This window comes from Haemophilus influenzae (genome assembly GCF_003494325.1).
GTDB lineage: Bacteria > Pseudomonadota > Gammaproteobacteria > Enterobacterales > Pasteurellaceae > Haemophilus > Haemophilus influenzae_I.
In genome coordinates, this window is the sequence record NZ_QQIK01000001.1 from 378805 (window position 1) to 404596 (window position 25792).

Below are 25792 nucleotides of genomic sequence, written 5' to 3' on the forward strand. Positions count from 1 at the left end.
ATTTATGGTTTATGAATTTTAGTTATAAAAAATTGATATAAGTGATTACTATCAAAATAAGAAAATAATCTACCGCACTTTCTTGTAGAAAAATACGTTTCTAAACAATGCAATCAATCTACTCTTATAAAATTTCAGTAAAAAAATGCCTTTCTAAAGAAAGGCATTAATAGAAATTTAAGATTATAAATAAACTTGTAATGTCTAATAGAAAAGCAGCGTACCTAATTACGCTTCATCACTTCCAGAAAAACGTTCAATTTTCGCACCTAGACCACGTAATTTATCTTCGATATGTTCATAACCACGATCGATATGATAAATACGATCTACAATGGTTTCACCCGTTGCGATACAACCTGCAAGCACTAAACTGATTGAAGCGCGTAAATCTGTCGCTATTACCTCTGTGCCAGACAATTGTTCAACCCCGTGACATACCGCTGTATTCCCTTCAATTTCAGCTTTACCACCCATACGAATTAATTCAGGAATATGCATAAAACGATTTTCAAAAATCGTTTCAGTGATAATGCTTGTACCTTCTGCCACCATATTTAATAAAGTAAATTGAGCCTGCATATCAGTTGGGAACCCCGGATGTGGTGCAGTACGAATATTCACTGCTTTAGGGCGATTACCAAGCATATCTAAAGTAATGCTATTTTCAGTTACATCAACTTGCGCACCAGCTTCACGGAGTTTATCAATTACGGCATCTAAAGTATCCGCTTTAGTATTTTGACAAACAACACGACCGCCCGAAATGGCTGCAGCAATTAAGAATGTTCCCGTTTCAATACGATCTGGCACAACACTATGTTCACAACCAGTTAAACGTTCAACACCTTCAATCGTAATGTGATCAGAGCCTGCACCAGATATTTTTGCGCCCATTTTACTGAGGAAGTCAGCGGTATCTACAATTTCAGGCTCACGAGCGGCGTTTTCAATAACAGTCGTACCTTTCGCAAGGGCTGCTGCCATCATTATAGATAAAGTTGCACCTACACTTACTTTTTCTATTACAATACGAGTTCCCACAAGACGATCTGATACTTGTGCTTTTACATATCCTTCTTCAAGAACGATATCCGCACCTAATTTTTCTAAACCGCTAATGTGGAGATCAACAGGTCTAGCTCCGATAGAACAACCTCCGGGTAATGATACTTGACCTTGATGGAAACGAGCGACTAAAGGTGCCAATGCCCAAATTGAAGCTCGCATAGTTTTAACCAATTCATAAGGTGCAGTGAAATGATTGATATTAGAGGCATCTAGTAAAACTGCACCAGTTTCATCACGATTTGCAATCACGCCTAATTGACGCAAAATATTTAAAGTTGTTTCAATATCTTTAAGTTCGGGAACATTTGTCAATTTAACAGGTTCTGTAGCTAAAATAGCCGCAAAAAGAATTGGAAGTGCGGCGTTTTTTGCGCCTGAAATATTCACACTTCCACTTAAACGAGATTGCCCATAAACACGAAATTTATCCATTTTTAAATCCTTAATTAAACTGGTTTAATGCACGATCGCGTTTCCATTTTTCTACGGTATAAGTTTTGATGGTTAGAGCGTGAATTTCACCAGTACTAAAATAAGGCATTAAAGGGGCATAAATCGTTTGTTGTTGTTTTACACGAGATAGTGCAGCGATTTCATCACTCACAACAATCACACCAAAATGTGCATTTTCACCTTGTGCATAGACTTCTGCAATATTTAGTGTGTCTTTTAAAATTTGTTCAATTTTTTGAAGTTCCATCGGATTTCCGTTTAGTTAAGCTATGTAAAATTTGCGATCCAATCAGATAAACCAAAGAGATCTGCTAGGGTTAATAATTGTTTTGGTGGATAAACTAATCGCACTGTTTTATTAAGCTTTTGACACTCTCGTAAAAAATCACAAAGAGCTGCAAAACCAGCAGAATCAATATGCTGAAGATCATACAAATTCCATTCAACAATAGTTTTATCAAGTGTACTTGCTGACAAAAAAACGCCACGTTGCTGCCACATTGGTAACAACGTGCTGCGAGATAGTTCCCCAAACAAAAAGAGCGTTATTTTATCATTATTTTTTTGCAAATCCCAATTTAGCATAGTTATTCATTTATTGATTGAAAATTATAGGTTGTGAGGCAGATTGCTGCATCTTTGTGATTAATGTATCAATACCTTGTTTGTTTAAAATACCAACCCAATTTTTTATCGTATCTTCCAGCATACTTACGCCTGCTGCTGCCATATCGTAGGCTTTCCATTCCCCACTTTTATTGCCTTTACGCCATTTAAAATCTAATAGGATCGGAGCAACGCCATTAGTTTGAATAATACTTACGCGAATATTTACAAAATTGTTATCGCCTAATTCTTTTTCTGATTCAATTTGAATTTTTTGATTAGAATAATTTGTTAATGCTTGTGCATACTTTTGCTCAATCAATTCGCCAAAAGTTTTGAAAAATTTTTCTCGTTGTTCTGCAGAGGTTGATTTGTAGTATGAACCTAATACTTTAGAACCTGCATATTCTAAGTTTACATAAGGCAATAAATCATTACGAACAATAGTACGTAAATAATTTGGATCTTGTTTAATTTTACTTTGATTAGCTTGTATATCAGAAAATAGTTTATCTGCCGCTTGCTGCATTAAAACATAAGGACTTGTTTCTGCAATAGCTGTTCGTGTAACCAAAAATGCGGTTAATACGAAAGTTAAAATGGTAAACCATTTTTTTAGTTGAATAAGGTTCATTATCAATCTCCTAATTTATAAAATTTAACCTATTGTTCTGCGGATTCTGATTTTTCATTGCCGTCTGATTTTTTACTTCCGTATAAGAATTGCCCAATTAAATCTTCCAATACTATAGCTGATGTAGTGTCTTGAATTTGGCTACCATTTTTAAGCATTGCTGTATCTCCATCATCAAAACCCATTGTCAAGGCAATATATTGCTCACCTAATAAACCTGATGTTTTAATTGATAAAGAACTGTTTTCTGGGATTTCATTATATTCTTGATTAATCGCAATACTGACTTTTGGTAAATAGCTTTTTTCATCAAGCGTAATAGCACTCACACGCCCAATTACTACGCCTCCAATTTTTAGTGGTGCACGCACTTTAAGTCCGCCAATATTATTAAAAATTGCCGTCACGGTATAAGATTTCGTCTCAGCAAAACCTTGTACATTAGCTACGCGTAAACCTAAAAAAACTAAGGCGCCAATACCAAGTAATAAAAATAATCCAACCCAAAATTCATATTTAATTGTTTGTCTCATAAAAAAATCCTTAACCTGCGCCAAACATAATAGCAGTCAAAATAAAATCTAATCCTAGAACAACAAGAGATGCATGCACAACTGTTCGTGTTGTAGCTTGGCTGATACCTTCTGATGTTGGCATACAATCATAACCATTGAACAGCGCAATCCAAGTTACGGCTACAGCAAAGAAAACCGCTTTAATAAAGCCATTTAAAATATCATAGCTCCAACTCACGGAATTTTGCATCACAGACCAAAAGCTGCCTGAATCAACACCTTTCCAATCCACACCAACTAAGGAACCGCCCCAAATACCAATCGCGATAAACAAGATTGACAAAATTGGCATGGAAATAACTCCTGCCCAAAAACGAGGTGCAATCACTCGACGTAAAGGATCAACAGCCATCATTTCAAGACTAGACAGTTGTTCAGTAGCTTTCATTAATCCTATTTCAGCCGTTAATGCAGACCCCGCTCGACCAGCAAATAAAAGTGCGGTAACAACAGGACCTAATTCTCGTAAAAGAGAAAGTGCTACAAGCTGTCCCAAACTTGTTTCAGCAGAAAAATCGACTAACACGACATAACCTTGTAGCCCTAATACCATTCCAATAAATAAACCGGACAACAAAATAATGAGTAACGATTGGACACCTAAAACATGCATTTGCTTCACAAGCAAAGGAAAATGCTTGCGAATTTGTGGCTTGCCGATCAATGCGCCAAATAACATAAAGCCTGCTCGCCCTAAGGCACGGAAAAAGTCGATCACCTGTTTTCCAAAAGCAGAAATAAAATTGATGATCATTCAAACAATTCCTTCACATAATCTTGCGCCGGGTACTTAAAGCGCACAGGACCATCAGATTCACCTTTTAAGAATTGCACCACGCGCGGATCTTGGCTTTGTAAAAGCTGCTCAGATGTTCCTTCTGCGATGACTTTTTGGTCTGCAATAATATAGGCATAATCTGCAATACTCAATACTTCCTCCACATCGTGCGACACCACGATAGAAGTCAAATTTAACGCTTCATTTAATCGTTTAATCAGGCTTAAAATTACGCCCATACTGATCGGATCTTGCCCCGTAAATGGCTCATCAAACATAATTAAATCAGGGTCAAGCGCAATAGCACGCGCTAATGCAGCTCGACGAGCCATACCACCGGAAAGTTCTGAAGGCATCAATGCGGCAGCACCTCGCAACCCAACCGCCTCCAATTTCATCAACACGATTTGACGAATTAAACTTTCAGGCAAATGCGTATGTTCACGAATTGGAAAGGCGACATTATCAAAAGTAGAAATATCCGTAAAAAGTGCACCTGATTGGAATAACATCCCCATCCGCTTGCGTACTTCGTACAGTTCACGATTAGATAGACGACAAATATCTTGTCCATCAAACAAAATTTCACCTTGCTCTGGCATTAGTTGCCCACCGATCAATTTAAGTAAGGTGGTTTTACCAATCCCCGACGGCCCCATGATCGCAGTGATTTTTCCCTTTTTTACTTGCAAATTCAGGTTATCGTAAATCACGCGATCACCGCGTTTAAAGGTGAGATTCTTAACTTCAATTAGATTTTGATTCATTAAAATCTCGTTTATAAATAAAAAGTTCAATCAGTTTTATATGACCTTAAAAAGTTAGATTTGTTTAATTTAAAGATTAAGTTTTGTTATTTATAGCAACACATTTCTTTGGCTTAACTTTAATGTGGTCATAAAAATAGTTATAAAAAATAGTGATAAATTCTATTTTTAATAACTTAAAATTTTGCCATAGTAACATTCTTTTTGACCTCACTAAAGAAGCTTTAAATTTCTTCATTATTTATTGAATTTTAATAATACTTTGTTTATGGAAAATAACATTGATAAATGCCTATAAATAATAAGCCTGTAAAAGATACAGATTTGATAAAAAAGATTGCAAAAGAAAAGTTATAGAGAGGAAAGCAGAAAAACCTAACTTTTGCTAGGTTTTCCTATGTCTATTATTTTGCACAGTTACAGTGTGCTGTTTTTTTGTTCAAAACGTTCTGCAACGAAATCCCAGTTTACCACATTCCAGAATTCTTTAATGTAGTCTGGACGGCGGTTTTGGAATTTTAAGTAGTAAGCGTGTTCCCAAACGTCTAAACCTAAAAGTGGGAAACCCTCACAACCTGCCACTTCTTTACCCATTAATGGGTTATCTTGGTTTGCTGTTGATACAACGGCTAATTTACCTTCAGCGGTTAATACTAACCATGCCCATCCTGAACCGAAACGAGTTGCAGCTGCTTTTTCAAACTCTGCTTTAAATGCATCTACAGAACCGAAATCGCGTTCAATCGAATCTTTTAATACGCCTTGTAAAGTAGTGCCTTTTTTCAAGCTTTTCCAAAATAAACTGTGGTTTGTGTGGCCACCAGCATTATTACGTAATGCTCCACGTTTTTCTGCAGGAATTTTATCAAGGTTAGAAATTAAATGACCCGGATACATTTCTACTAATTCAGCAGGTAAACCTTCTAATGCAGCATTTGCATTGTTTACGTAAGCTTGGTGGTGTTTACTATGATGGATTTCCATTGTTTGTGCATCAAAATGTGGTTCTAACGCATTGTAGGCATAGCCTAATTCAGGGAGAGTGTAAGACATAATGTATTCCTTCTATTGTTAAAAACAGATTTCGTTGAGGTTTTGGTCTATAACCAAAATTGAGCAAATAATAGCAAAAAAATTGATTTAGATCATTAAATGTTTTTCCTTTTTTAAAAAGTGAATTTATTAAATTTTGTTTTAAATCAATAAACCTATCGATCTACTTCTAAAGAGTTATGCGTTTGAGTTGCGAAAATTTCATCAAATATTAGAATACCACCACTTTCTATTTTCCCTCTGTAATTATGTTTGAGCAACACAAGTTATCTCTGCAAAATTTATCCTGCCAACGTGGTGAGCACGTACTTTTTCGTGCTTTGACTTGCGATGTTAATAGCGGTGATTTTGTACAAATTGAAGGGCATAACGGCATAGGTAAAACAAGTTTGTTACGTATTCTTGCGGGTTTAGCGCAACCTTTGGAAGGCGAAGTGCGGTGGGATTCTGAAGCGATTTCCAAACAACGTGAACAATATCATCAGAATTTGCTTTATTTAGGTCATCTTTCTGGTGTTAAACCAGAATTAACCGCGTGGGAAAATTTGCAGTTTTATCAACGAATTAGTCAAGCTGAACAAAACACCGATATGTTGTGGGATTTGCTTGAGAAAGTGGGATTACTAGGTCGTGAAGATTTGCCTGCCGCACAACTTTCTGCTGGGCAACAAAAACGTATCGCCTTAGGTCGCTTATGGCTTTCTCAAGCTCCTTTATGGATTTTAGATGAACCCTTTACTGCGATTGATAAAAAAGGCGTGGAAATTTTAACCGCACTTTTTGATAAGCACGCTCAACGAGGTGGTATTGTGTTACTGACCAGCCATCAAGAAGTGCCAAGTTCACATCTGCAAAAATTGAATCTAGCAGCTTATAAATCGGAATAACTTAATGATTTTTCTAGAAATAATTAAACGTGAACTTCAAATTGCGATGCGTAAAAATGCGGAAATTTTAAATCCGCTGTGGTTCTTTTTGCTTGTGATTACCTTGTTTCCGTTGGTTATTGGGCCAGATCCTAAATTACTTTCCCGTATCGCACCGGGTATCGCGTGGGTAGCGGCATTACTTTCAGCATTGCTTTCTTTTGAACGTTTATTCCGTGATGATTTTATTGATGGCTCTCTCGAACAATTAATGCTAACCGCACAGCCTTTGCCGATGACGGCTCTGGCTAAAGTAGTTGCACATTGGTTGCTCACAGGTTTGCCGCTTATTTTATTATCGCCTATTGCGGCTTTGTTACTTTCTCTTGAAGTGAATATTTGGTGGGCATTAGTTTTGACATTGTTGCTTGGCACCCCTGTATTGAGCTGTATTGGCGCAATTGGCGTGGCTTTAACAGTGGGGTTGCGAAAAGGGGGGGTGTTGTTGAGTTTGCTTGTTGTTCCGTTATTTATTCCCGTTTTAATTTTTGCTTCATCAATATTAGAAGCAGCAGGATTAAATGTGCCTTATGGGGGACAACTGGCGATTTTAGGTGCAATGATGGTTGGCGCAGTAACATTTTCGCCTTTTGCCATCGCGGCGGCACTGCGAATTAGTTTAGATAATTAATTTTATTTCATCGTATAAAAGTGCGGTGGTTTTTCTCTTTAATTTTTAAGGATTTTTTTATGTGGAAGTGGCTACATCCTTATGCAAAACCCGAAACTCAATATCGTATTTGCGGTAAATTGAGTCCGTTATTTGCATTTTTAACGCTTATTTTACTCGGTATCGGCATTGTATGGGGGTTAGCATTCGCCCCAGCTGATTACCAACAGGGCAATAGTTTCCGAATTATGTATGTGCATGTGCCGACAGCGATTTGGTCAATGGGCGTGTACGGTTCAATGGCGATTGCAGCTGTGGTTGCCCTTGTGTGGCAAATTAAGCAAGCTCATCTCGCAATGATTGCAATGGCGCCAATTGGTGCATTGTTTACTTTCTTATCGCTTGTTACGGGGGCAATTTGGGGGAAACCAATGTGGGGTACTTGGTGGGTGTGGGATGCTCGCTTAACTGCAGAATTAATTTTATTCTTTCTTTATCTTGGTATCTTAGCGCTTTATTCTGCTTTTTCAGATCGTAATGTAGGGGCAAAAGCAGCGGGGATTTTATGCATTACAACGGTCGTGATTTTACCGATTATTCATTTTTCGGTGGAATGGTGGAACACGTTACATCAAGGTGCGAGTATCACTAAACTGGAAAAACCATCCATTGCAATTCCAATGTTGGTTCCATTAATTTTGTGTATCTTCGGTTTTTTAACCTTGTATATTTGGCTTACTTTAGTGCGTTATCGCGTGGAATTATTGAAAGAAGATGCGAAACGTCCTTGGGTTAAAGCACTTGCGGAGGGTATCTAATTCCGTGGGTAGGTATACCCACGGTTAATATAAAATGATTCCCCTTTGGGGAAAGTTGAATCTACCCTAAAAGGGTAGTACTTTTACTAACCTAGGGTATAGCTACCCTAGGGTGAGAAATAAGGAATATTTTATGTTTTTCCAAACTTGGAGTGATTTTTTTAATATGGGTGGCTACGGTTTTTACGTATGGTTATCCTATGCAGTAAGTTTAGTGGCAGTTATTGCCTTAATTGTTCAAAGTGTTAAGCAACGCAAGACAGTATTACAAAATGTCTTGCGTGAGAAACAACGCGAAGAACGTTTACAACAAGCAAATAAGGGGAATACACTATGAATCCAAGACGTAAATCCAGATTTAAATTAGTCATTTTTGTTGTATTAGGCATCGCTATTGCTAGTGGGTTAATGTTATATGCACTACGCCAAAATATAGACTTGTTTTATACGCCATCTGAAGTGATTCAAGGTAAGGATAATAATCTGAATCAAAAACCTGAAGTGGGGCAGCGTATTCGTGTTGGCGGTATGGTGGTTGAAGGCTCTGTAGAGCGTGATCCAAAAAGCTTGAAAGTGCGGTTTGATTTAAATGATATTGGTCCTGCGATCACGGTTGAATATGAAGGCATTTTGCCAGATCTTTTCCGTGAAGGGCAAGGTATTGTGGCTCAAGGTGTATTAACTCAGCCAACTGTTTTAACCGCGACAGAAGTATTGGCTAAACACGATGAAAATTATGTGCCGCCAGAATTAGGCGAAAAAATGCAAAAAGTACATAAACCAATGGGAATTGAGGCAGCGGACTTAAAAGGCGAAAGTGCGCGTGATCGTCAAGAAAAAGAAGGCGCAAAATGATTGCTGAATTAGGAAATTACGCGCTTGCTTTAAGTTTAGCTGTATCGCTTATGTTGGCGATTTTCCCTTTGTGGGGGGCTGAAAAGGGCAATGCACAATTAATGGCACTAGCTCGCCCAATGACTTATGGTTTATTTGCAAGCCTAAGCATTGCTTTTGCTGCGCTATTTTATTTATTCGCAGTCAATGATTTTAGCGTGCAATATATTGTAAATAATTCTAATACTACTTTACCCATTTATTACCGTTTGTCTGCTGTATGGGGTTCTCATGAAGGATCTTTATTATTGTGGATTTGGTTACTTGCCGTTTGGTCATCAGCCGTTGCTTTATTGAGTAAACATTTACCCCAAGAAGCGGTTGCTCGTGTGCTTGGTATTATGGGGATTATTAGCGTCGGTTTTGTGTTGTTCGTCTTGTTCACTTCAAATCCTTTTACGCGTACCTTCCCTAATTTCCCAGTGGACGGAAAAGAACTTAACCCAATGTTGCAAGATGTAGGTTTGATTTTCCACCCTCCATTACTTTATATGGGCTATGTTGGTTTTTCTGTGGCATTTGCGTTTGCGATTGCATCCTTAATGACAGGAAAATTAGATTCAGCTTGGGCGCGTTGGTCACGTCCTTGGACGCTTGCTGCTTGGGTGTTTTTAACTTTAGGTATCGTACTCGGTTCTTGGTGGGCTTATTATGAGCTTGGCTGGGGGGGCTGGTGGTTCTGGGATCCAGTAGAAAACTCATCGTTTATGCCGTGGCTTGCTGGTACTGCATTGATTCACTCTCTTTCTGTGACAGAAAAACGTGGTTCTTTCAAAGCTTGGACGGTATTACTTGCGATTTTAGCCTTTTCACTTTGTCTGCTCGGCACCTTCTTAGTTCGTTCTGGTATCTTAGTTTCAGTTCACGCATTTGCATCGGATCCAACTCGTGGTTTGTATATTTTGGCTTACCTCGTTGTGGTAATTGGCGGTTCGCTTGCGCTCTATGCGTATAAAGGCAGTCAAATTCGTTCTCGTGATAATGCAGAACGCTATTCACGTGAAAGTATGTTGTTATTAAATAATATCTTATTAATGACCGCACTTTGCGTTGTATTCTTAGGAACGTTGTTACCACTCGTTCACAAACAACTTGGTTTAGGCTCTATTTCTATTGGTGCGCCGTTCTTTGATCAAATGTTCTTAATTATTATGACACCATTTGCATTATTGCTTGGTATTGGACCTTTAGTGAAATGGCGTAGAGACCAATTTTCTGCAATTCGTACGCCTGTTGTTATCTGCGTATTTGTTATGCTGATTGCAGGTTTTGCGTTACCTTATTTCTTGCAAGATAAAATTACCGTGAGTTCGGTACTTGGTTCAATGATGACTGTGATTATTGCGTTACTTGCGCTTTATGAATTGCAACAACGTGCGACGCATCGTGAATCATTCTTTGTTGGCGTACGCAAACTATCTCGTTCTCATTGGGGAATGATGTTAGCTCACTTAGGCGTAGCTATGACTGTTTGGGGGATCGCATTTAGCCAAAACTTTAGCGTAGAACGTGATGTGAGAATGAAAGTTGGCGAGAGCGCACAAATTGGTCGTTACGATTTTAAATTCGCTGGTGTGACGGATGAAAATGGTCCAAACTATATTGGTGGAAAAGCTCAAATTGATATTTCTAAAGATGGGCAACCAGAGGCGAGTTTATTCGCAGAAAAACGTTTTTATACAGTAAGTCGGATGTCTATGACGGAAGCCGCTATTGCTGGTGGTTTAACTCGTGACCTTTATGTGGCACTTGGCGAAAAACTTGAGGATAATTCTTGGGCGTTACGCTTATATTACAAGCCATTTATTCGCTGGATTTGGATTGGCGGCTTGTTTATGGCGTTAGGTGGATTGTTGTGCATGTTCGATCGACGCTATCGGTTTAATGTGTTGTTGAAGAAATAATTTTATTCTTGCCTTCCCCTGCTTGCGGGGGAAGGAGCCCGAAGGGCGGAAGGGGGATTACGATATCCCCCTCAGTCACTTCGCAACAGCTCCCCCATAAATGGGTGGAGCAAAGTTAATGAAAAAGTGCGGTAAAAAATGAAAAAAAATTTACTCGTTCCTCTTATTCTCTTTTTATCGATAACAATTGCCTTTTTAGTGCAATTAAAACGTAATGCGCAAGGCGAAGATATTAAAGCATTAGAGTCAGCTTTGGTTGGAAAGCCTGTGCCAGCAAAAAATTTGACGGAGTTGTTTGAAAATAAAGCTTACACGAACGAATTGTTTCAACAAGGTGAGCCAGTTTTGCTTAACGTATGGGCGACTTGGTGTCCGACTTGTTATGCAGAACATCAATATTTAAACAAACTTGCTAAAGAGGGTGTGAGAATTATTGGTTTAGATTATAAAGATGAATCACCTAAAGCAATGAAGTGGCTAAAAGATCTTGGCAATCCTTATCAAGTTGTTTTAAAAGATGAAAAAGGTTCTTTCGGTTTGGATTTAGGAGTATATGGTGCACCAGAAACGTTCATTGTAGATGGAAAAGGTGTGATTCATTATCGTTATGCTGGAGATGTAAACGAGAAAGTTTGGACTCAGACTTTAAAACCAATTTATGACAAACTTTCGGAGCAACAATAATGAAAAAAACATGGCTATTTTTGACCGCACTTTTGTTTAGTTCAGTGGCATTTTCAGCTATTGATGCATTAAATTTTAGTTCTCCACAGCAAGAGAGTGATTACCATCAATTAACACAATCTTTGCGTTGCCCTCAATGTCAAAATAACAATATTGCGGATTCCAATGCGACTATCGCTGTGGATATGCGTGGCAAAGTATTTGAGCTTTTACAAGAAGGCAAATCAAAAAATGACGTAGTGGATTATATGGTGGCACGTTACGGCAATTTTGTAACCTATGATCCTCCTATAACAGCGAGTACATTAGTGCTATGGATTGCGCCATTATTGCTTGTGTTGTTAGGCGTGGTGTTTTTATTAAGACGCAAACCTAAAACCCAAAGTGCGGCGAAATCCCAAGAGGTTTTAACGGATGAAGATAATGCGCGTTTGGCAGAATTATTAAACAAGGATAAATAGATGAATTTTACATTAATTTTTATCTTAACCACTTTAGTTGTGGCGTTAATTTGTTTTTATCCTTTATTACGTCAATTCAAAGCGAAACATGGGCAAAAACGTGATGATTTAAATAAGGCGTTATATTTCTCGCGCTTGGAAGAAATTGAGCAAGATAATTCCCAAGGTTTAGTTGAAAATGTTGAGCAACTCAAACAAGAATTACAGAAAACCTTGCTTGATGATGTACCGAGTAAAGTCCAAGAGAATGTGGATTATTCTGGCAAATCTTATGGAAAAATTTGGTTTGTCTCTGGTGTATTAGCGTTAGGAATTATCGCAGGTTCTTCTTATTTTATGGTGGGATCTTGGCAAGCCGAATCGATGTTAGAGCAAACTTATGCGAAATTGCCCTATTTCTTTGACCGAATGAAAGATGAAGATAAAAATCCATTTTCTGATACAGAAATGCAGCAATTTTCTATCGCACTTCGAATCGATTTGCAAAAAAATCCAACTGATGCCAAAAAATGGTGGATGCTCGGTCAAATTGGGATGAATTTAGGTGATGCACGTTTGGCATTCGATAGCTATCAAAAGGCTAATAAACTTGAACCAGATAATGTGCAATATAAATTAGGCTATGCTCGTATATTGATGTTCTCTGAAGATGCGACTGATAAACTTAAAGGTGGCAATTTATTGCGTGAAGTGATTCGTCAAGAACACACTAACATTGAAGCATTGAGTTTACTCGCATTCCGTTATTTTGAAACGGAAGATTATAAAATGGCGGCAGTGACTTGGGCGATGATGCTACGCTTAATGCCGAAAGATGATGAGCGAGTTCCATTAATTGAAAAAAGTATTCGTACCGCGCGTGATGCTTTAGAAGCGCAAAATGAAGAAAAATCAAAAAGTATCACTCCCAAAAAATAACCTAGTACGTTATAAGACTTTTTGATATAGTGCGAAAAAATTATTCGTAGTCGAACAGATTAGCATTTAATAAAGTACTAAAGGAACGAGAAATGAATAACAAAAATTGCACTTTTTTTCTTTGTTCTGCGTCATTATTGGAAGTTTATTTACTTCACAATTTTCGATTGCAGAAAATGATTCTAGTGCAGTCACTTATATTGATTCTGAAGATAAAAAAGCATTTAATTCCGATGTTTCAAATAATAATGCTCAAAAACTAGCTCAAAGTATTGAATTTAAAGTTTATAAAATAGATGAAACCACTTCATCAGAAAGTATTTATGAATCTCCAGCTGGAATTTGTCAGGGATTTAAGATTACAAGAGGTGTAGATTACACAAATTCGACTTACCATTATTTATCCAGACAATAGAGGAGAATTCTATGGCAGTGTGGTTGGTGCAACTATTTATAACCAAAAAGATCCTCAAAATTTAAGTTATGTGCCAGTTTATTCAATTACAGATAAAGATTTATCTAAGTGCATTCAGGCACAAGAAAATAAAAAATTAAAAGAAACTGCCATCAATCATATTTCAGAAGGCATTACCGTATTAAATGATGTAATTTGCAAATAGGTTATATTAAATGAAAAATTTCGTTTTTATTAGTGTTGTTATGTTATATTTGGTTGGATGTTCATCTCAGTCAGAACAACACAGCCACGCTGTTTACGATATGAAAACTGTGCAAGAATATAATGCTCGAGTTATTAGTGGTAATACTGTTACACAAACTCAAAAGGATAAAATAACGCAACAAATTGATACAAGTTTAAAATTAAACCAAAGTGACAATAAAGTTAAAACGAGAACAAGACGTGTATTGCCTGTTCTTCCAGTCACACCAAGCGTCGGATATCATTATAATTATCACTATTTTAGATAAAAAATTATCTTGTTATCTGTGCTAAAAATTCTTCTTCTGTTAATACTGTAATATTTAGTTCTTGAGCTTTTGCAAGTTTAGAGCCTGCTGCATCGCCTGCGATAACGAAATCTGTTTTACTGGATACCGAACCACTTACTTTTGCACCAAGCTGTTGTAATAAGGCTTTTGCTTCATTACGCCCCATTTGTGTAAGAGTGCCTGTCAGTACTACAGTTTTATCTTTGAACAAGTTTTCACTTGCTTCTTTCACTTCTACAGTTTCCCAATGCACACCTTGTTCGATTAAATCCTCCACGACTGCAACATTATGCGCTTCACGCCAAAATATAAAAATTCGGTTCGCTACAACTTCCCCTACATCAGGCACTTGTTGAAGTTCTTCAAGATTTGCGTCTTTAAGCGCATCTAAAGTTTTGAAATGATTAGCAAGATTTAATGCAGTGGCTTCGCCCACTTCACGAATGCCTAAAGCAAAAATAAAGCGAGCAAGCGTCGTGCTTTTTGCATTTTCAAGACTATTGAGTGCGTTTTCTGCAGATTTTGCACCCATTCTTTCTAAGCGTGTGAGCGTGGTTAAATCAAGTTTAAATAAGTCCGCAGGTGTATGAATCAGTTCTCGATCGACTAATTGCTCTATTAATTTTCCGCCTACACCATCAATATCCATTGCTTTACGAGAGACGAAATGTTTTAACGCCTCTTTACGCTGTGCTGCACAGAATAATCCTCCCGTGCAACGTGCTACTGCTTCGCCTTCAATACGAATAATTTGAGAATCGCACACAGGGCAATTTGTTGGGAAAATGATTGGTTTAGCATTATCAGGGCGACGTTCGTGTAATACGCCAATAATTTGTGGAATTACATCGCCTGCTCGACGAATAACAACAGTATCGCCAATAGCGATATTTAAACGTTCAATTTCATCGCCATTATGTAAGGTGGCATTACTTACTGTAACGCCTGCAACAAACACTGGCTCTAATTTGGCAACTGGTGTGATTGCGCCAGTTCGACCCACTTGGAATTCAACATCATTCAACAGGGTTAATTCTTCTTGGGCGGGGAATTTATAAGCAATCGCCCAGCGAGGTGCTTTAGAAATAAATCCTAATTCATTTTGTAAGGCTATATCATTGATTTTTAATACCGTTCCGTCAATATCATAACCTAACGAGCTACGTTTGTTTTGAATATCTCGATAAAAACCTAAAACTTCATCTGCACCATTACATAAACGAATTTCAGGATTTACTGGAATCCCGATAGATTTTAGCCATTGCAAACGAGCATAATGCGTAGTCGGCAGATCAACCCCCTCAGCAATTCCAATACCATAAGCATTTAATACCAGCGGGCGTTTGCTGGTAATATTAGGATCAAGCTGGCGTAAAGAGCCTGCCGCTGCATTGCGAGGATTAGCAAAGGTTTTTTCATTATGTTCTAACGCATATTTATTTAAACGCTCAAAGCCTGCGTGCGGCATAAAAACTTCGCCCCGCACTTCTAAACGTGCTGGAGGATTATCTGTTAAAAGTTGTAATGGAACATTACGAATCGTGCGGATATTTGCCGTAATATCTTCGCCTGTGGTGCCATCACCACGAGTGGCGGCTTGTGTAAGTTCACCATTAACATACAAAATACTCACAGCCAAGCCATCAAGTTTAGGTTCGCAACAGAAAGTAAGTGGTTTCGGTAATAGGATTAAACGATCTTCAATGCGTTTTACAAAAGCATTAAATTCTGCATCGGAAAAAGCATTATCCAAAGAGAGCATAGGAATTTCGTGACGAATTTGGCTAAACCCAGAAAGTGGTTTTGCACCAACACGTTGAGTTGGCGAATCTGACGTCAGAAATTCAGGATGCTCTAATTCTAGGGCTTTGAGCTGATGAAATAAACGATCGTATTCGCTATCAGGCACGCTCGGATTATCTAAAACGTGGTATTCGTATTCATATTGGCGCAAGGTTTTGCGTAGATTGTCTAGTTGAGTTTGAATATTTGTCATAAAATTCTCGGAGAAAAATGACCGCACTTTTCTATGTATTTAGCGTGAAAATAGACAGGTACAAAGCCTGTCTAAATGAATATAAAAGTGCGGTAAATTTAAGGTATGAATTTACACTCGAGCAAGATAGGCTTGCTCTGCATTTGCATCAAAAATTTCTTGTTCTTCAGTCAGTATAACACCTTGTAAATCTTCGGCTAATGTATGGGCAGCACGCATCATCATACGTAAATTAGCAAGATTATTACCTGGAGAGGGCAATTGCATAAATAATACAATTCCTATGGTGTTAAATTCCGCTAAGTTATAAGCATTGAATGTGCCGGGTTGTTCTAAATTTGCCACACTAAAAAGCACAGGACTTGCCACACTTAAATCTAAGTGACGATGATACATTTCATCTTTACCCAAGATAAAACCCAAGTTTTCAAGAGCCTGTACCAATTTAGCACCATTAAATTCTTCGCTAGATTTTGGAATAAGATAAAGTTGAATATAGCCAGTTGTTTGTTTTGGCTGAGCTGTCGTTTCTGCTTTTGGTTCATTGAACGAGAGGTTGTAGTCTACTTGATGTTCTTCGTGAGATAATTCTGCAAGCTGCACTCTTAATTCTGGCGATGATGAATTAATGCCATTAAAACCAACATTTTGACTTTGTGCTTCAAGTTGTTCTAAGGTCATACTTGCGACATTATTTGCGGTTGGCATATCGTATTGAGGTTGCGTTGGTTGTATTGGCTCGGAACGATGATTCCCCATATCATAAATAGGTTGCGTGTTAGGAATAGAAATTTTGATGTCATCCACACTTTTATCACTTTGGCGATAATCGATCAATTCAGCTTCTGATGGTAATTTTTCTGTGGTCGGTTGAGGAATTGGTGTATGCCCATTTTCCACATAGGTATTTGGCGAAATATTGTTTGGCTGTACCATTTCTTCTTGCGTATGGGATTTAGATGTTGGAGAAGTGCGGTCAAATTTATTGGCTTTATCGAAATATTTTGATTTCTCACGACGATTTGACCATAATCCGTGTACGATTAAGGCGACAAGTGCTACGATACCCACAATAATCAAAATTGTATTTAAATCCATTTTTATTCCTTACGCGCGATAGTTCGGCGAGAGTGCTATAAATGGTGCTAATGCTACCATATTTCAGTAGATGAAAAAATACTTCAAAGTGTGGAATTTTAAAGGAAAAGTGCGGTCTGTTTTAAGCATATTTTTATTGAAAGGAAAGAAAAATGTTGAATCTTAATGAATTAAAATCTGGTTTCCATTATTTTGTGATGGGCTGGCATTTCATCACACAAAAAGGTTTGCGCCGCTTTGTTATTATGCCAATTTTGCTCAATACTGTTTTGCTTTGTGGTTTATTTTGGCTTTTTATTAGCCAAATCAGCAGTGCCATTGATTGGGTGATGAATTTTATTCCAGATTGGCTTAGTTTTCTCAGTGTCATTTTACTGACACTTTCGATTTTAACGATTTTATTGCTCTTTTATTTTACTTTTACCACGTTTTCTGGCTTTATCGCAGCCCCCTTTAATGGTTTGTTGGCGGAAAAAGTAGAAAAAATGCTGACGGGGGAAAATATTAATGATGATGGTCTCGTGGATATAATGAGGGATGTGCCTCGTATGCTTGCTCGAGAGTGGCAAAAATTACGTTATAGCCTACCCAAAATTATCGCCTTATTTTTACTGAGTTTTATTCCTTTGGTTGGGCAAACCATCGTGCCAGTACTTACTTTCTTGTTCACTTGTTGGATGATGGCAATTCAATATTGTGATTATCCTTTTGATAATCACAAAGTCTCTTTTGATATCATGAAAAATGCACTTGGCAATCAAAGAACTCAAAGTTTAACTTTTGGTGGATTGGTTACTTGTTGCACATTTGTGCCAGTGATTAATTTATTAATTATGCCTGTTGCAGTATGTGGTGCGACGCTGATGTGGGTGGAAAATTATCGTAATGACTTAGGTTTTAATATGAATAGATCTTTTTCCTCTCAAACGGGGCTTGATGTTCGTTCAGAAAATACAGGGATTGTTAAATAGCCTACAGTTATAAATAGATCAAATAACTATTTTTTTAATCAAAAGTGCGGTACTATAAATAAACCAACATTAACGAAGTCCAACGAAAGGGAAATATTATGACAATTTATGCAGACAATTCTTATTCTATCGGAAATACGCCGCTTGTGCGTTTAAAACACTTTGGCCATAACGGCAATGTGGTGGTAAAAATTGAAGGTCGTAACCCAAGCTACAGCGTAAAATGCCGTATTGGGGCGAATATGGTGTGGCAAGCAGAAAAAGATGGCACGCTCACAAAAGGGAAAGAGATTGTAGATGCAACGAGTGGTAACACGGGCATTGCTTTGGCTTATGTTGCGGCGGCTAGAGGTTATAAAATCACGCTCACTATGCCAGAAACAATGAGTCTTGAAAGAAAACGCTTATTGTGCGGATTGGGTGTAAATTTAGTGCTTACCGAAGGCGCAAAAGGAATGAAAGGTGCTATTGCGAAAGCAGAAGAAATTGTTGCTTCTGATCCAAGCCGCTATGTCATGCTTAAACAATTTGAAAATCCAGCCAACCCACAAATTCATCGAGAAACAACAGGGCCTGAAATTTGGAAAGATACGGATGGCAAAGTCGATGTTGTTGTTGCTGGCGTAGGAACAGGTGGTTCGATTACGGGTATTTCTCGTGCGATTAAATTAGATTTTGGTAAACAAATCACTTCTGTTGCCGTTGAGCCAGTGGAATCTCCGGTCATTAGTCAAACTTTAGCGGGTGAAGAAGTAAAACCAGGCCCACACAAAATTCAAGGTATCGGTGCGGGTTTCATTCCCAAAAATTTAGATTTATCTATTATTGATCGCGTAGAAACTGTTGATAGTGATACCGCACTTGCCACAGCTCGTCGCTTAATGGCGGAAGAAGGCATTCTTGCAGGTATTTCATCTGGTGCAGCTGTCGCGGCTGCAGATCGCTTAGCTAAATTACCAGAATTTTCCGATAAACTCATTGTTGTTATTTTGCCTTCAGCTTCTGAACGCTACTTAAGCACAGCACTGTTTGAAGGGATTGAGGGATAAACAAAAAAGAATAAAGTGCGGTGAATTTTTACCGCACTTTTATTAAGACTAGAGTAGTTCAATCTGAATGACATCAGATTGTTTAATCCCCTTATTTTATCCTTTCCTTCTTATTCAAAATCAATTTTTTATTCTTCTTTTCGTATTCTGTTCATTGAATTTTTTCATCAATGCAGTAAACTAGCCACCGATTTTTAATCATCTTTCTTTTCACTTTAAATGTTACCCGCGAGTAACAAAAGGACACATCATGACAAACAAAGTAAACAGTTATGGCTGGAAAGCCTTAATTGGCTCTGCCGTCGGCTATGCAATGGACGGTTTCGATCTTCTCATTTTAGGTTTCATGCTTAGTGCAATTTCCGCAGACTTAAATCTAACACCCGCCCAAGGTGGCTCTCTCGTAACTTGGACTCTGATTGGTGCCGTATTTGGCGGCATTTTATTTGGTGCATTAAGCGATAAATACGGTCGTGTACGCGTACTGACTTGGACTATTCTTCTCTTTGCGGTATTTACTGGTTTATGTGCGCTCGCACAAGGTTACTGGGATTTACTGATTTATCGCACAATTGCTGGCATTGGCTTAGGCGGTGAATTTGGAATTGGGATGGCTCTAGCAGCAGAAGCATGGCCTGCACGCCACCGAGCTAAAGCAGCATCTTATGTTGCATTGGGTTGGCAAGTTGGTGTGTTAGGTGCAGCATTGCTTACACCATTATTGCTCCCGCATATTGGCTGGCGTGGAATGTTCTTAGTGGGTATCTTCCCTGCATTTGTCGCTTGGTTCTTACGTTCTCATCTGCACGAACCTGAAATTTTCACGCAAAAACAAACCGCACTTTCAACTCAATCCAGCTTTACTGATAAATTACGTTCATTCCAGCTTCTTATTAAAGACAAAGCCACAAGCAAAATTAGCCTTGGTATCGTCGTACTCACCTCCGTACAAAACTTCGGTTATTACGGCATTATGATTTGGTTACCTAATTTCTTATCAAAACAACTTGGATTCAGTTTAACTAAATCTGGGCTTTGGACAGCCGTTACCGTCTGCGGCATGATGGTTGGCATTTGGATTTTCGGACAACTCGCCGACCGCATCGGACGCAAACCAAGTTTCTTACTTTTCCAATTAGGCGCAGTGATAAGTATTGTGGTTTACTCACAACTTACCGATCCTGACATCATGCTTCTTGCTGGGGCATTTTTAGGTATGTTTGTGAACGGAATGCTGGGCGGTTACGGTGCATTGATGGCGGAAGCCTACCCAACAGAAGCTCGAGCAACGGCACAAAACGTACTTTTCAATATTGGTCGTGCCGTAGGGGGATTTGGACCTGTAGTTGTGGGCGCAGTTGTACTTGCCTACTCTTTCCAAACGGCCATCGCTCTACTTGCGATTATCTACGTAATTGATATGTTAGCGACAATTTTCTTAATCCCCGAATTAAAAGGTAAAGCCTTAGACTAAGAAAATATAAAAGATAAAAATGCTCGCCAAATGCGAGCATTTTTTTATGAAACAAGTCATCTTATAAGTAATATCTTTATAAGTTTTCTTTTCACTAAGCAAATTTTCATTATTTTGCCAACAGTTCGTTCAGTTTTTCTAATGCCATTTCTGGCGTAATATCAATCAAACTTTGATGATACCCCCCCTCTTTGTCGCCTTTACGGACTTTAATCAATCCACCTTCAATTAAACGAATAATCGTTGCTTTATCTGAAAGCGGCGGCGTATATTGCGGGCTAGTTGGGCCATAAAGTGCAATCAATGGACGATTGACTGCTGCCGCAATATGCATTAAACCACTGTCATTGGTCACGACTGCCGTACAATTTGCAATTAAATCCACCGCTTCATTCAAGTTGGTTTTTCCTGCTAAATTGACACAAAACTCACGCAACTCTTCTGGCAGCGCTTGACGAATTTCTTCGCCCACTGGTTCATCTTTAGCAGAACCAAATAGTGCCACCGCATAGCCTTGGGTAATTAACATTTCTGCTAATTTTGCATAATGATAATGTGGCCAACGTTTTGCTGGGCCAAATTCCGCACCAGGACAAAAACCAATAATTGGACGCTCGCCTAAAAGTGCGGTTTGTTTTTCAAATTTTTTTAAGGTTTCAGCTTGTTGCGCTGGCTCAACCGTCAAATAGGGTTTCAAGACAGGAATATCATCAGCTTTTGGTACAGCATCTTTTTCAAAAGCCAATGCAACATAACGCTGCACCATCATTGGATAATCTTTTTTATTGGCTCGTAAATCATTCAATAAAATATAACGGCTTTCGCCTTTCCAACCGCGACGATGGATAATCTTTGCAAAGAAAGGAATAAACGCCGATTTCAATGAATTAGGCAAAACAATCGCCATATCATATTGTTCACGCAAAGACTTTCCTAAACGATAACGCGTTCCCAATTCAAAGGCTCCGTGCCCTAATGGCATTTCAATCGCCTTACGCACCTCTGGCATTCGCGCAAGCAAAGGCTTACACCAATTCGGTGCCATCACATCAATATTGCAGTTTGGATATTGAATTTTCAGTTGCTGGTACAAACTGTGCGACATCATCATATCGCCAACCCAAGATGGGCCAATAATTAGAATATTCATTTTCTGTCTTTCAGATAAAAGTGCGGTCAAAAATACTTGTTATTATGGCACAGAGTTGAATAAAAATATGCTCCTTTAACAATTTAGTCGAAACTCTTTAGGAGTCATTTCAAATTCTTTCTTAAAAACAGAGTAAAAATATTGAATTGATGGATAGCCGCAAATCTCAGCAATTTCTTGAATAGAAATATCTGTTTGTTGTAATAAATTCTTTGCTCGGGAAATTTTTTCTTCGTGGATGACTTGGTGAATTGTTTTATTCATTTCATTCTTAAAACGTTGTTCAAGATTAGAACGTGAGGTTTCAAGATGATCTAAAACTTGTTCTACTTTAATTCGATGACAGGCACGATGACGAATATAATGCATTGCTTGAATGACAAGCGGATCTGTTAATGATCGATAATCTGTAGAATTTCGAGAGTGAACGGTAATCGGTGGAATTAAAATAGGGGTATGTGAAACTTTTTGACCATTGAGTAATTTGTGTAATAATTTCGCAGCTTGATAACCAATCTCTCTCGTGCCTTGTTCTACGGAGGAAAGGGACATACGCGATAAATATTGGATCAATTCTTCATTATCAATACCGACCACACAAAGCTCTTCAGGTACAGCAATTTTACTGTATTCACAAGCCTGCAATAAATGACGAGCACGCGCATCCGTAACAGCAATAATACCAGTATGAGAAGGAAGAGATTTTAACCAGACAATTAGCTTTTGTTGCTCTTCCAACCAATTTTGAGCATGAACCTGCACACCCTCATATAGGTAAATAGGGTAATGATTTTTCTCCATCAACTCTACAAAAGCATCTCTTCGTTCTATAGACCAATGCTTATGAGTATTTACTTGCAAACCATAAAATGCAAACTGTGACAGTCCTTTCTCCTGTAAATGAGATAAAGCCATTTCAACCAATGCCATATTATCTGTTGCTACATAAGGAAAGTGCGGATAAAAATCAGCTTGTTTATAAGATCCACCAACTGCTATAGTGGGAATAAGAGTGTGTTGCAATAATTCAACAGTTTTTGGATCATCAAAGTCTGCAATAATGCCATCAATAGAAAGTTGATTAATAGTATCAGTATGATAGATAAATTCATCTTCTACAAAAATATCCCACATGCATTGCGATGCCTGAATATATTGTCCAATACCCTCCACCACCTGCCGATCATATACTTTGTTTGCATTAAATAAGAGGGCAATTTTGTAGTATTGTTCCGTCATTTTATATCCTTATCTATGGGAAATTGCTATTTAAGTTATAATAGAAAAGATATTTAGCTTCAAGATAAAAATAGCCAGAATAACTGGCCATTTTTATATCCAATACCACATTTATTTTTTTAGCTTCGCAATACCTATTCCACTTGCACCATAAATAATAGCAAAGATAATACCGCTCCAGCATAAAATTGCCCAAGGTAAATAAGACAATGTTGCAACACCTAATGTGCCTGCCATATATGCACCTGCGGCAGTCCATGGCAAAATAGGTTCAATAATTGTTGCGGAGTCTTCTGCTGTTCGACTTAGATTTTTTGGATGTAATCCTTTTTCTACATACGCATTTTTAAGCATTTCTCCTGGAATTAGAATAGAAATTTGCCCATTACAAGTAACCCCAATCATTGTTAGACCGCAAAGAATCGTTGTAATAATCAAAGAAAGAGTTGAATGAACAAAGGTGAGTAATTTTTGAATAATCACGGTTAATGCACCGCTCAATTGTAATACACCTGCAAATGACAATGCACAGAAACAAATTAATAGTGTTCCCATCATTGAGTTCATTCCACCACGATTCAACAAACGACTTAAATCAGAGCTAACTGAAGTATGGTGAATCATTGAGGTATCAAATCCATTAACTGCGCTATTAATCACATCAGATAGAGAGAATTTTTGAATTAAGATAGCATTAATAATTGCGATAAATGCTGATAATAACATCACTGGAATAGTCGGTTTCTTAGTAATAGATCCCCATAATACAATAGCGACAGGAATAAGTAATAGAAAGTTAAAATGATAAACTTGCTCTAACTCATGAATCATTGTATTTACTTTTTCTGGAGTCGCTACATTAGAAAAATCGTAGTTTAAACCATATACCACATAGACAGTAGCCGAAAGAATAAAAGATGGTAATGTTGTATAAAGTAAGTGAGCGATATGCTCATATAAATCTACGCCAGCAGCTGCGGATGCAATATTGGTTGTATCAGATAATGGCGATAATTTATCTCCAAAATACGCACCAGCGACCACAGCACCTGCCGTAGCAGCCAAATTGGCGTCTAATCCAATCGCAACTCCCATAAATGCCACACCAACAGTCCCTGCTGCCCCCCAAGAGGTTCCAGTACAAATGGAAACAATAGCAGTAAGGAATAAGGCTGTCACATAAAGATATTCTGGTGATATCGCTTTTAGTCCGTAGTAGATCATCATAGGAATTGTTCCTCCACTAATCCAAGTTCCAATTAATAATCCTACAGTAATTAAAATTAATAGCGCAGGCATTGTTTTAGCTATTTTTTCTGAAATGGCGTCTAAAATATCTAAATAGCAATGACCTAATTTAATAACTAAAAAACCAGCAAATACCGTTGAAATAATCATTAATGGCTCTGCTGGCAAATCAAATAAAGCATACCCAAGCCCTAACAGTAATAGCATCACAATGATTGGTGAAAAAGCTTCTAATGTTGTTGGCATTCTTGTGCGATGAGTGGTTTTCATATTAAATCTCCCTATTGTTTAATAAACAAAACCCATTTTTGATTCGATTCAATGCTTCTAATAATTTTTTTCTAGGCATAGCGACATTCATACGAAAGAAACCATCTCCCTCTTTGCCAAATTCACTCCCCAAAGATACTTTTACTCTTGATAAATTATTAATCCAATAAGCTAATTCATTTTCATTTATACTTAGCTTTTTATAGTTTATCCAAAGTAAATAAGTTCCATCACTTTCAGTAATATCTAATAATGGAATATACTCATTGAAAAATTCTTTTACTATCTTCTTATTATTCTTTATGTATTCTTTTAGATAGATTACCCAATCAGTACAATATTTATATAACGAAATAATAGCTGGTATAGAGAAATAATTTGGATTATGTATACCTAATGCCATCATTTCTTTTATAAATTTTTCTCGAATTTCTTTATTCTCAATAATTAGGTTAGCTATTTCCAATCCAGGAATATTAAAAGTTTTTGCTGGGGATAAACAGATCATTGAGTGATTTGCTACCCATTCATCTAATGATGATATTAAATAGTGGGAGTCATTTGTTAGTGTAAAGTCTGCGTGGACATCATCGGAAATGATAAATACATTATGTTTTTTAGCTAAGTTTATAATTTTAATAAGGACTTCTTTATTCCAAATCGTTCCAGTTGGATTATGAGGAGAAATTAAAACAAATACTTTAGAATGTTTAAAACATTCCTCTAATAAATGAAAATCAATATGATACTTTCTATTTTCATAAACCAAAGGACATTGATATAATTTTCTGTCATTTAATTTTATCGTGTTTAATATTGGACTATATGAAGGTGATAGAATACATATTCCATCATTTTCTTTTGTAAATGCTCGTATATAAATAGATACGGCTTGGATTATTCTTGGGCAAAATACAATTTTTTCAGAGAGAACAGAATAATGATATTGTTCGAAAATATAATCACTGATTATCTTGTAATAGTCGGCTGGTAATTCAGTATAACCATAAATTCCTAAACGATTAAATTTTTCTAATTCATCTATCATTATCTGAGGGGCTGGAATATCCATATCCGCAACAGACATTGGAATAATATCATTATCTACATTCCATTTAGCACTAAATGTATTTAGACGATCAATAATCACATCAAAATTATAAAAATTATTCATTATTCCTCCTGATGTATAAG

At 37.5% G+C, this 25792-nt stretch carries 27 protein-coding genes and 1 pseudogene; 14 read left to right on the forward strand and 14 right to left on the reverse strand.

Going from position 1 to position 25792, the window contains the following annotated elements:
• Nucleotides 1-228 precede the first annotated feature (228 nt).
• The 8 genes from murA to sodA all read right to left on the reverse strand — a co-directional run bounded on the left by murA (nucleotide 229) and on the right by sodA (nucleotide 5937).
• The gene (murA, locus tag DV356_RS01910) at nucleotides 229-1503 is read right to left on the reverse strand and encodes a UDP-N-acetylglucosamine 1-carboxyvinyltransferase (RefSeq protein ID WP_118806441.1); all 1275 of its coding nucleotides are present in this window, start codon (nucleotides 1501-1503) and stop codon (nucleotides 229-231) included.
• Between the two features lie 10 nt (nucleotides 1504-1513).
• Nucleotides 1514-1771: a BolA family protein gene (locus DV356_RS01915; protein ID WP_005686372.1), complete on the reverse strand. Its 258-nt coding sequence runs from the start codon at nucleotides 1769-1771 to the stop codon at nucleotides 1514-1516.
• Between the two features lie 20 nt (nucleotides 1772-1791).
• Nucleotides 1792-2109, reverse strand: coding sequence for an STAS domain-containing protein (locus DV356_RS01920; RefSeq protein WP_118806442.1), 318 nt, complete (start codon nucleotides 2107-2109; stop codon nucleotides 1792-1794).
• Nucleotides 2110-2119: 10 nt separating this feature from the next.
• On the reverse strand, nucleotides 2120-2764 hold the full coding sequence (mlaC, locus tag DV356_RS01925; protein WP_118806443.1) for a phospholipid-binding protein MlaC: 645 nt from the start codon (nucleotides 2762-2764) through the stop codon (nucleotides 2120-2122).
• Nucleotides 2765-2793: 29 nt separating this feature from the next.
• Nucleotides 2794-3297, reverse strand: a complete 504-nt coding sequence (gene mlaD, locus DV356_RS01930) for an outer membrane lipid asymmetry maintenance protein MlaD (RefSeq protein ID WP_050848352.1) — start codon at nucleotides 3295-3297, stop codon at nucleotides 2794-2796.
• A gap of 10 nt (nucleotides 3298-3307) precedes the next feature.
• The gene (gene mlaE / locus DV356_RS01935) at nucleotides 3308-4093 is read right to left on the reverse strand and encodes a lipid asymmetry maintenance ABC transporter permease subunit MlaE (protein WP_050948586.1); all 786 of its coding nucleotides are present in this window, start codon (nucleotides 4091-4093) and stop codon (nucleotides 3308-3310) included.
• Nucleotides 4090-4884 (reverse strand): phospholipid ABC transporter ATP-binding protein MlaF, encoded by a 795-nt coding sequence (gene mlaF / locus DV356_RS01940; protein ID WP_005656079.1) that lies wholly within the window; start codon nucleotides 4882-4884, stop codon nucleotides 4090-4092. Before mlaF ends, mlaE begins: the two co-directional genes overlap by 4 nt.
• Nucleotides 4885-5301: 417 nt before the next feature.
• Nucleotides 5302-5937 carry a superoxide dismutase [Mn] gene (gene sodA, locus DV356_RS01945; RefSeq protein ID WP_005662808.1) on the reverse strand — a complete coding sequence of 212 codons (636 nt, stop codon included), beginning with the start codon at nucleotides 5935-5937 and terminating at the stop codon, nucleotides 5302-5304.
• A gap of 248 nt (nucleotides 5938-6185) precedes the next feature.
• Between sodA and ccmA the strand changes: the two genes are divergently transcribed.
• From ccmA to DV356_RS02005, 11 genes and pseudogenes are all read left to right on the forward strand, one after another.
• Entirely contained in the window at nucleotides 6186-6824 is a 639-nt protein-coding gene (gene ccmA, locus DV356_RS01950; RefSeq protein ID WP_112109690.1) for a cytochrome c biogenesis heme-transporting ATPase CcmA, read from the forward strand.
• Between the two features lie 4 nt (nucleotides 6825-6828).
• Nucleotides 6829-7494 (forward strand): heme exporter protein CcmB, encoded by a 666-nt coding sequence (gene ccmB / locus DV356_RS01955; protein ID WP_112109689.1) that lies wholly within the window; start codon nucleotides 6829-6831, stop codon nucleotides 7492-7494.
• Nucleotides 7495-7553: 59 nt separating this feature from the next.
• The gene (locus DV356_RS01960; protein WP_048954773.1) at nucleotides 7554-8291 is read left to right on the forward strand and encodes a heme ABC transporter permease; all 738 of its coding nucleotides are present in this window, start codon (nucleotides 7554-7556) and stop codon (nucleotides 8289-8291) included.
• A gap of 133 nt (nucleotides 8292-8424) precedes the next feature.
• Nucleotides 8425-8628 carry a heme exporter protein CcmD gene (gene ccmD / locus DV356_RS01965; RefSeq protein ID WP_005693416.1) on the forward strand — a complete coding sequence of 68 codons (204 nt, stop codon included), beginning with the start codon at nucleotides 8425-8427 and terminating at the stop codon, nucleotides 8626-8628.
• Nucleotides 8625-9146: a cytochrome c maturation protein CcmE gene (gene ccmE / locus DV356_RS01970; protein WP_118806444.1), complete on the forward strand. Its 522-nt coding sequence runs from the start codon at nucleotides 8625-8627 to the stop codon at nucleotides 9144-9146. The genes ccmD and ccmE overlap by 4 nt, the downstream gene beginning before the upstream one ends.
• Complete coding sequence (locus DV356_RS01975; RefSeq protein WP_118806445.1) at nucleotides 9143-11089, forward strand: heme lyase CcmF/NrfE family subunit; 1947 nt, start codon at nucleotides 9143-9145, stop codon at nucleotides 11087-11089. The genes ccmE and DV356_RS01975 overlap by 4 nt, the downstream gene beginning before the upstream one ends.
• Before the next feature lie 138 nt (nucleotides 11090-11227).
• On the forward strand, nucleotides 11228-11773 hold the full coding sequence (locus tag DV356_RS01980; RefSeq protein ID WP_118806446.1) for a DsbE family thiol:disulfide interchange protein: 546 nt from the start codon (nucleotides 11228-11230) through the stop codon (nucleotides 11771-11773).
• On the forward strand, nucleotides 11773-12234 hold the full coding sequence (locus DV356_RS01985; protein WP_112071428.1) for a cytochrome c-type biogenesis protein: 462 nt from the start codon (nucleotides 11773-11775) through the stop codon (nucleotides 12232-12234). The genes DV356_RS01980 and DV356_RS01985 overlap by 1 nt, the downstream gene beginning before the upstream one ends.
• Nucleotides 12235-13152, forward strand: coding sequence for a c-type cytochrome biogenesis protein CcmI (gene ccmI / locus DV356_RS01990; RefSeq protein ID WP_118806447.1), 918 nt, complete (start codon nucleotides 12235-12237; stop codon nucleotides 13150-13152).
• 121 nt (nucleotides 13153-13273) lie between these two features.
• Nucleotides 13274-13772 (forward strand): annotated as a pseudogene (locus tag DV356_RS09985) (DUF8095 domain-containing protein).
• Nucleotides 13773-13782: 10 nt separating this feature from the next.
• Complete coding sequence (locus DV356_RS02005) at nucleotides 13783-14082, forward strand: hypothetical protein (RefSeq protein WP_118806448.1); 300 nt, start codon at nucleotides 13783-13785, stop codon at nucleotides 14080-14082.
• Nucleotides 14083-14086: 4 nt separating this feature from the next.
• On the opposite strand, the gene ligA is transcribed toward DV356_RS02005, so the two are convergent.
• Both ligA and zipA read right to left on the reverse strand, forming a co-directional pair.
• Nucleotides 14087-16099 (reverse strand): NAD-dependent DNA ligase LigA, encoded by a 2013-nt coding sequence (ligA, locus tag DV356_RS02010; protein ID WP_118806449.1) that lies wholly within the window; start codon nucleotides 16097-16099, stop codon nucleotides 14087-14089.
• A gap of 111 nt (nucleotides 16100-16210) precedes the next feature.
• Nucleotides 16211-17197, reverse strand: a complete 987-nt coding sequence (zipA, locus tag DV356_RS02015) for a cell division protein ZipA (protein WP_118806450.1) — start codon at nucleotides 17195-17197, stop codon at nucleotides 16211-16213.
• A gap of 152 nt (nucleotides 17198-17349) precedes the next feature.
• Here zipA and cysZ point away from each other — a divergent pair, with 152 nt between their 5' ends.
• The 3 genes from cysZ (at nucleotide 17350) to DV356_RS02030 (ending at nucleotide 20691) form a co-directional block, all read left to right on the forward strand.
• A complete protein-coding gene (gene cysZ, locus DV356_RS02020) occupies nucleotides 17350-18168 on the forward strand; it encodes a sulfate transporter CysZ (protein ID WP_042611693.1) in 819 nt (272 codons plus the stop codon).
• A 98-nt stretch (nucleotides 18169-18266) separates the two neighbouring features.
• A complete protein-coding gene (gene cysK, locus DV356_RS02025) occupies nucleotides 18267-19217 on the forward strand; it encodes a cysteine synthase A (protein WP_112083685.1) in 951 nt (316 codons plus the stop codon).
• 250 nt (nucleotides 19218-19467) lie between these two features.
• A complete protein-coding gene (locus DV356_RS02030; protein ID WP_112083684.1) occupies nucleotides 19468-20691 on the forward strand; it encodes an MFS transporter in 1224 nt (407 codons plus the stop codon).
• Nucleotides 20692-20800: 109 nt separating this feature from the next.
• Here the strand turns inward: DV356_RS02030 and waaF are convergent, their stop codons facing one another.
• From waaF to DV356_RS02050, 4 genes are all read right to left on the reverse strand, one after another.
• On the reverse strand, nucleotides 20801-21841 hold the full coding sequence (gene waaF, locus DV356_RS02035; protein ID WP_105894463.1) for a lipopolysaccharide heptosyltransferase II: 1041 nt from the start codon (nucleotides 21839-21841) through the stop codon (nucleotides 20801-20803).
• A 75-nt stretch (nucleotides 21842-21916) separates the two neighbouring features.
• Entirely contained in the window at nucleotides 21917-23080 is a 1164-nt protein-coding gene (locus tag DV356_RS02040) for a XylR family transcriptional regulator (RefSeq protein ID WP_011272388.1), read from the reverse strand.
• A gap of 111 nt (nucleotides 23081-23191) precedes the next feature.
• A complete protein-coding gene (gene nhaC / locus DV356_RS02045; protein ID WP_050848340.1) occupies nucleotides 23192-24598 on the reverse strand; it encodes a Na+/H+ antiporter NhaC in 1407 nt (468 codons plus the stop codon).
• Nucleotide 24599: 1 nt separating this feature from the next.
• Nucleotides 24600-25772, reverse strand: a complete 1173-nt coding sequence (locus DV356_RS02050; RefSeq protein WP_011272389.1) for a MalY/PatB family protein — start codon at nucleotides 25770-25772, stop codon at nucleotides 24600-24602.
• Nucleotides 25773-25792 lie beyond the last annotated feature (20 nt).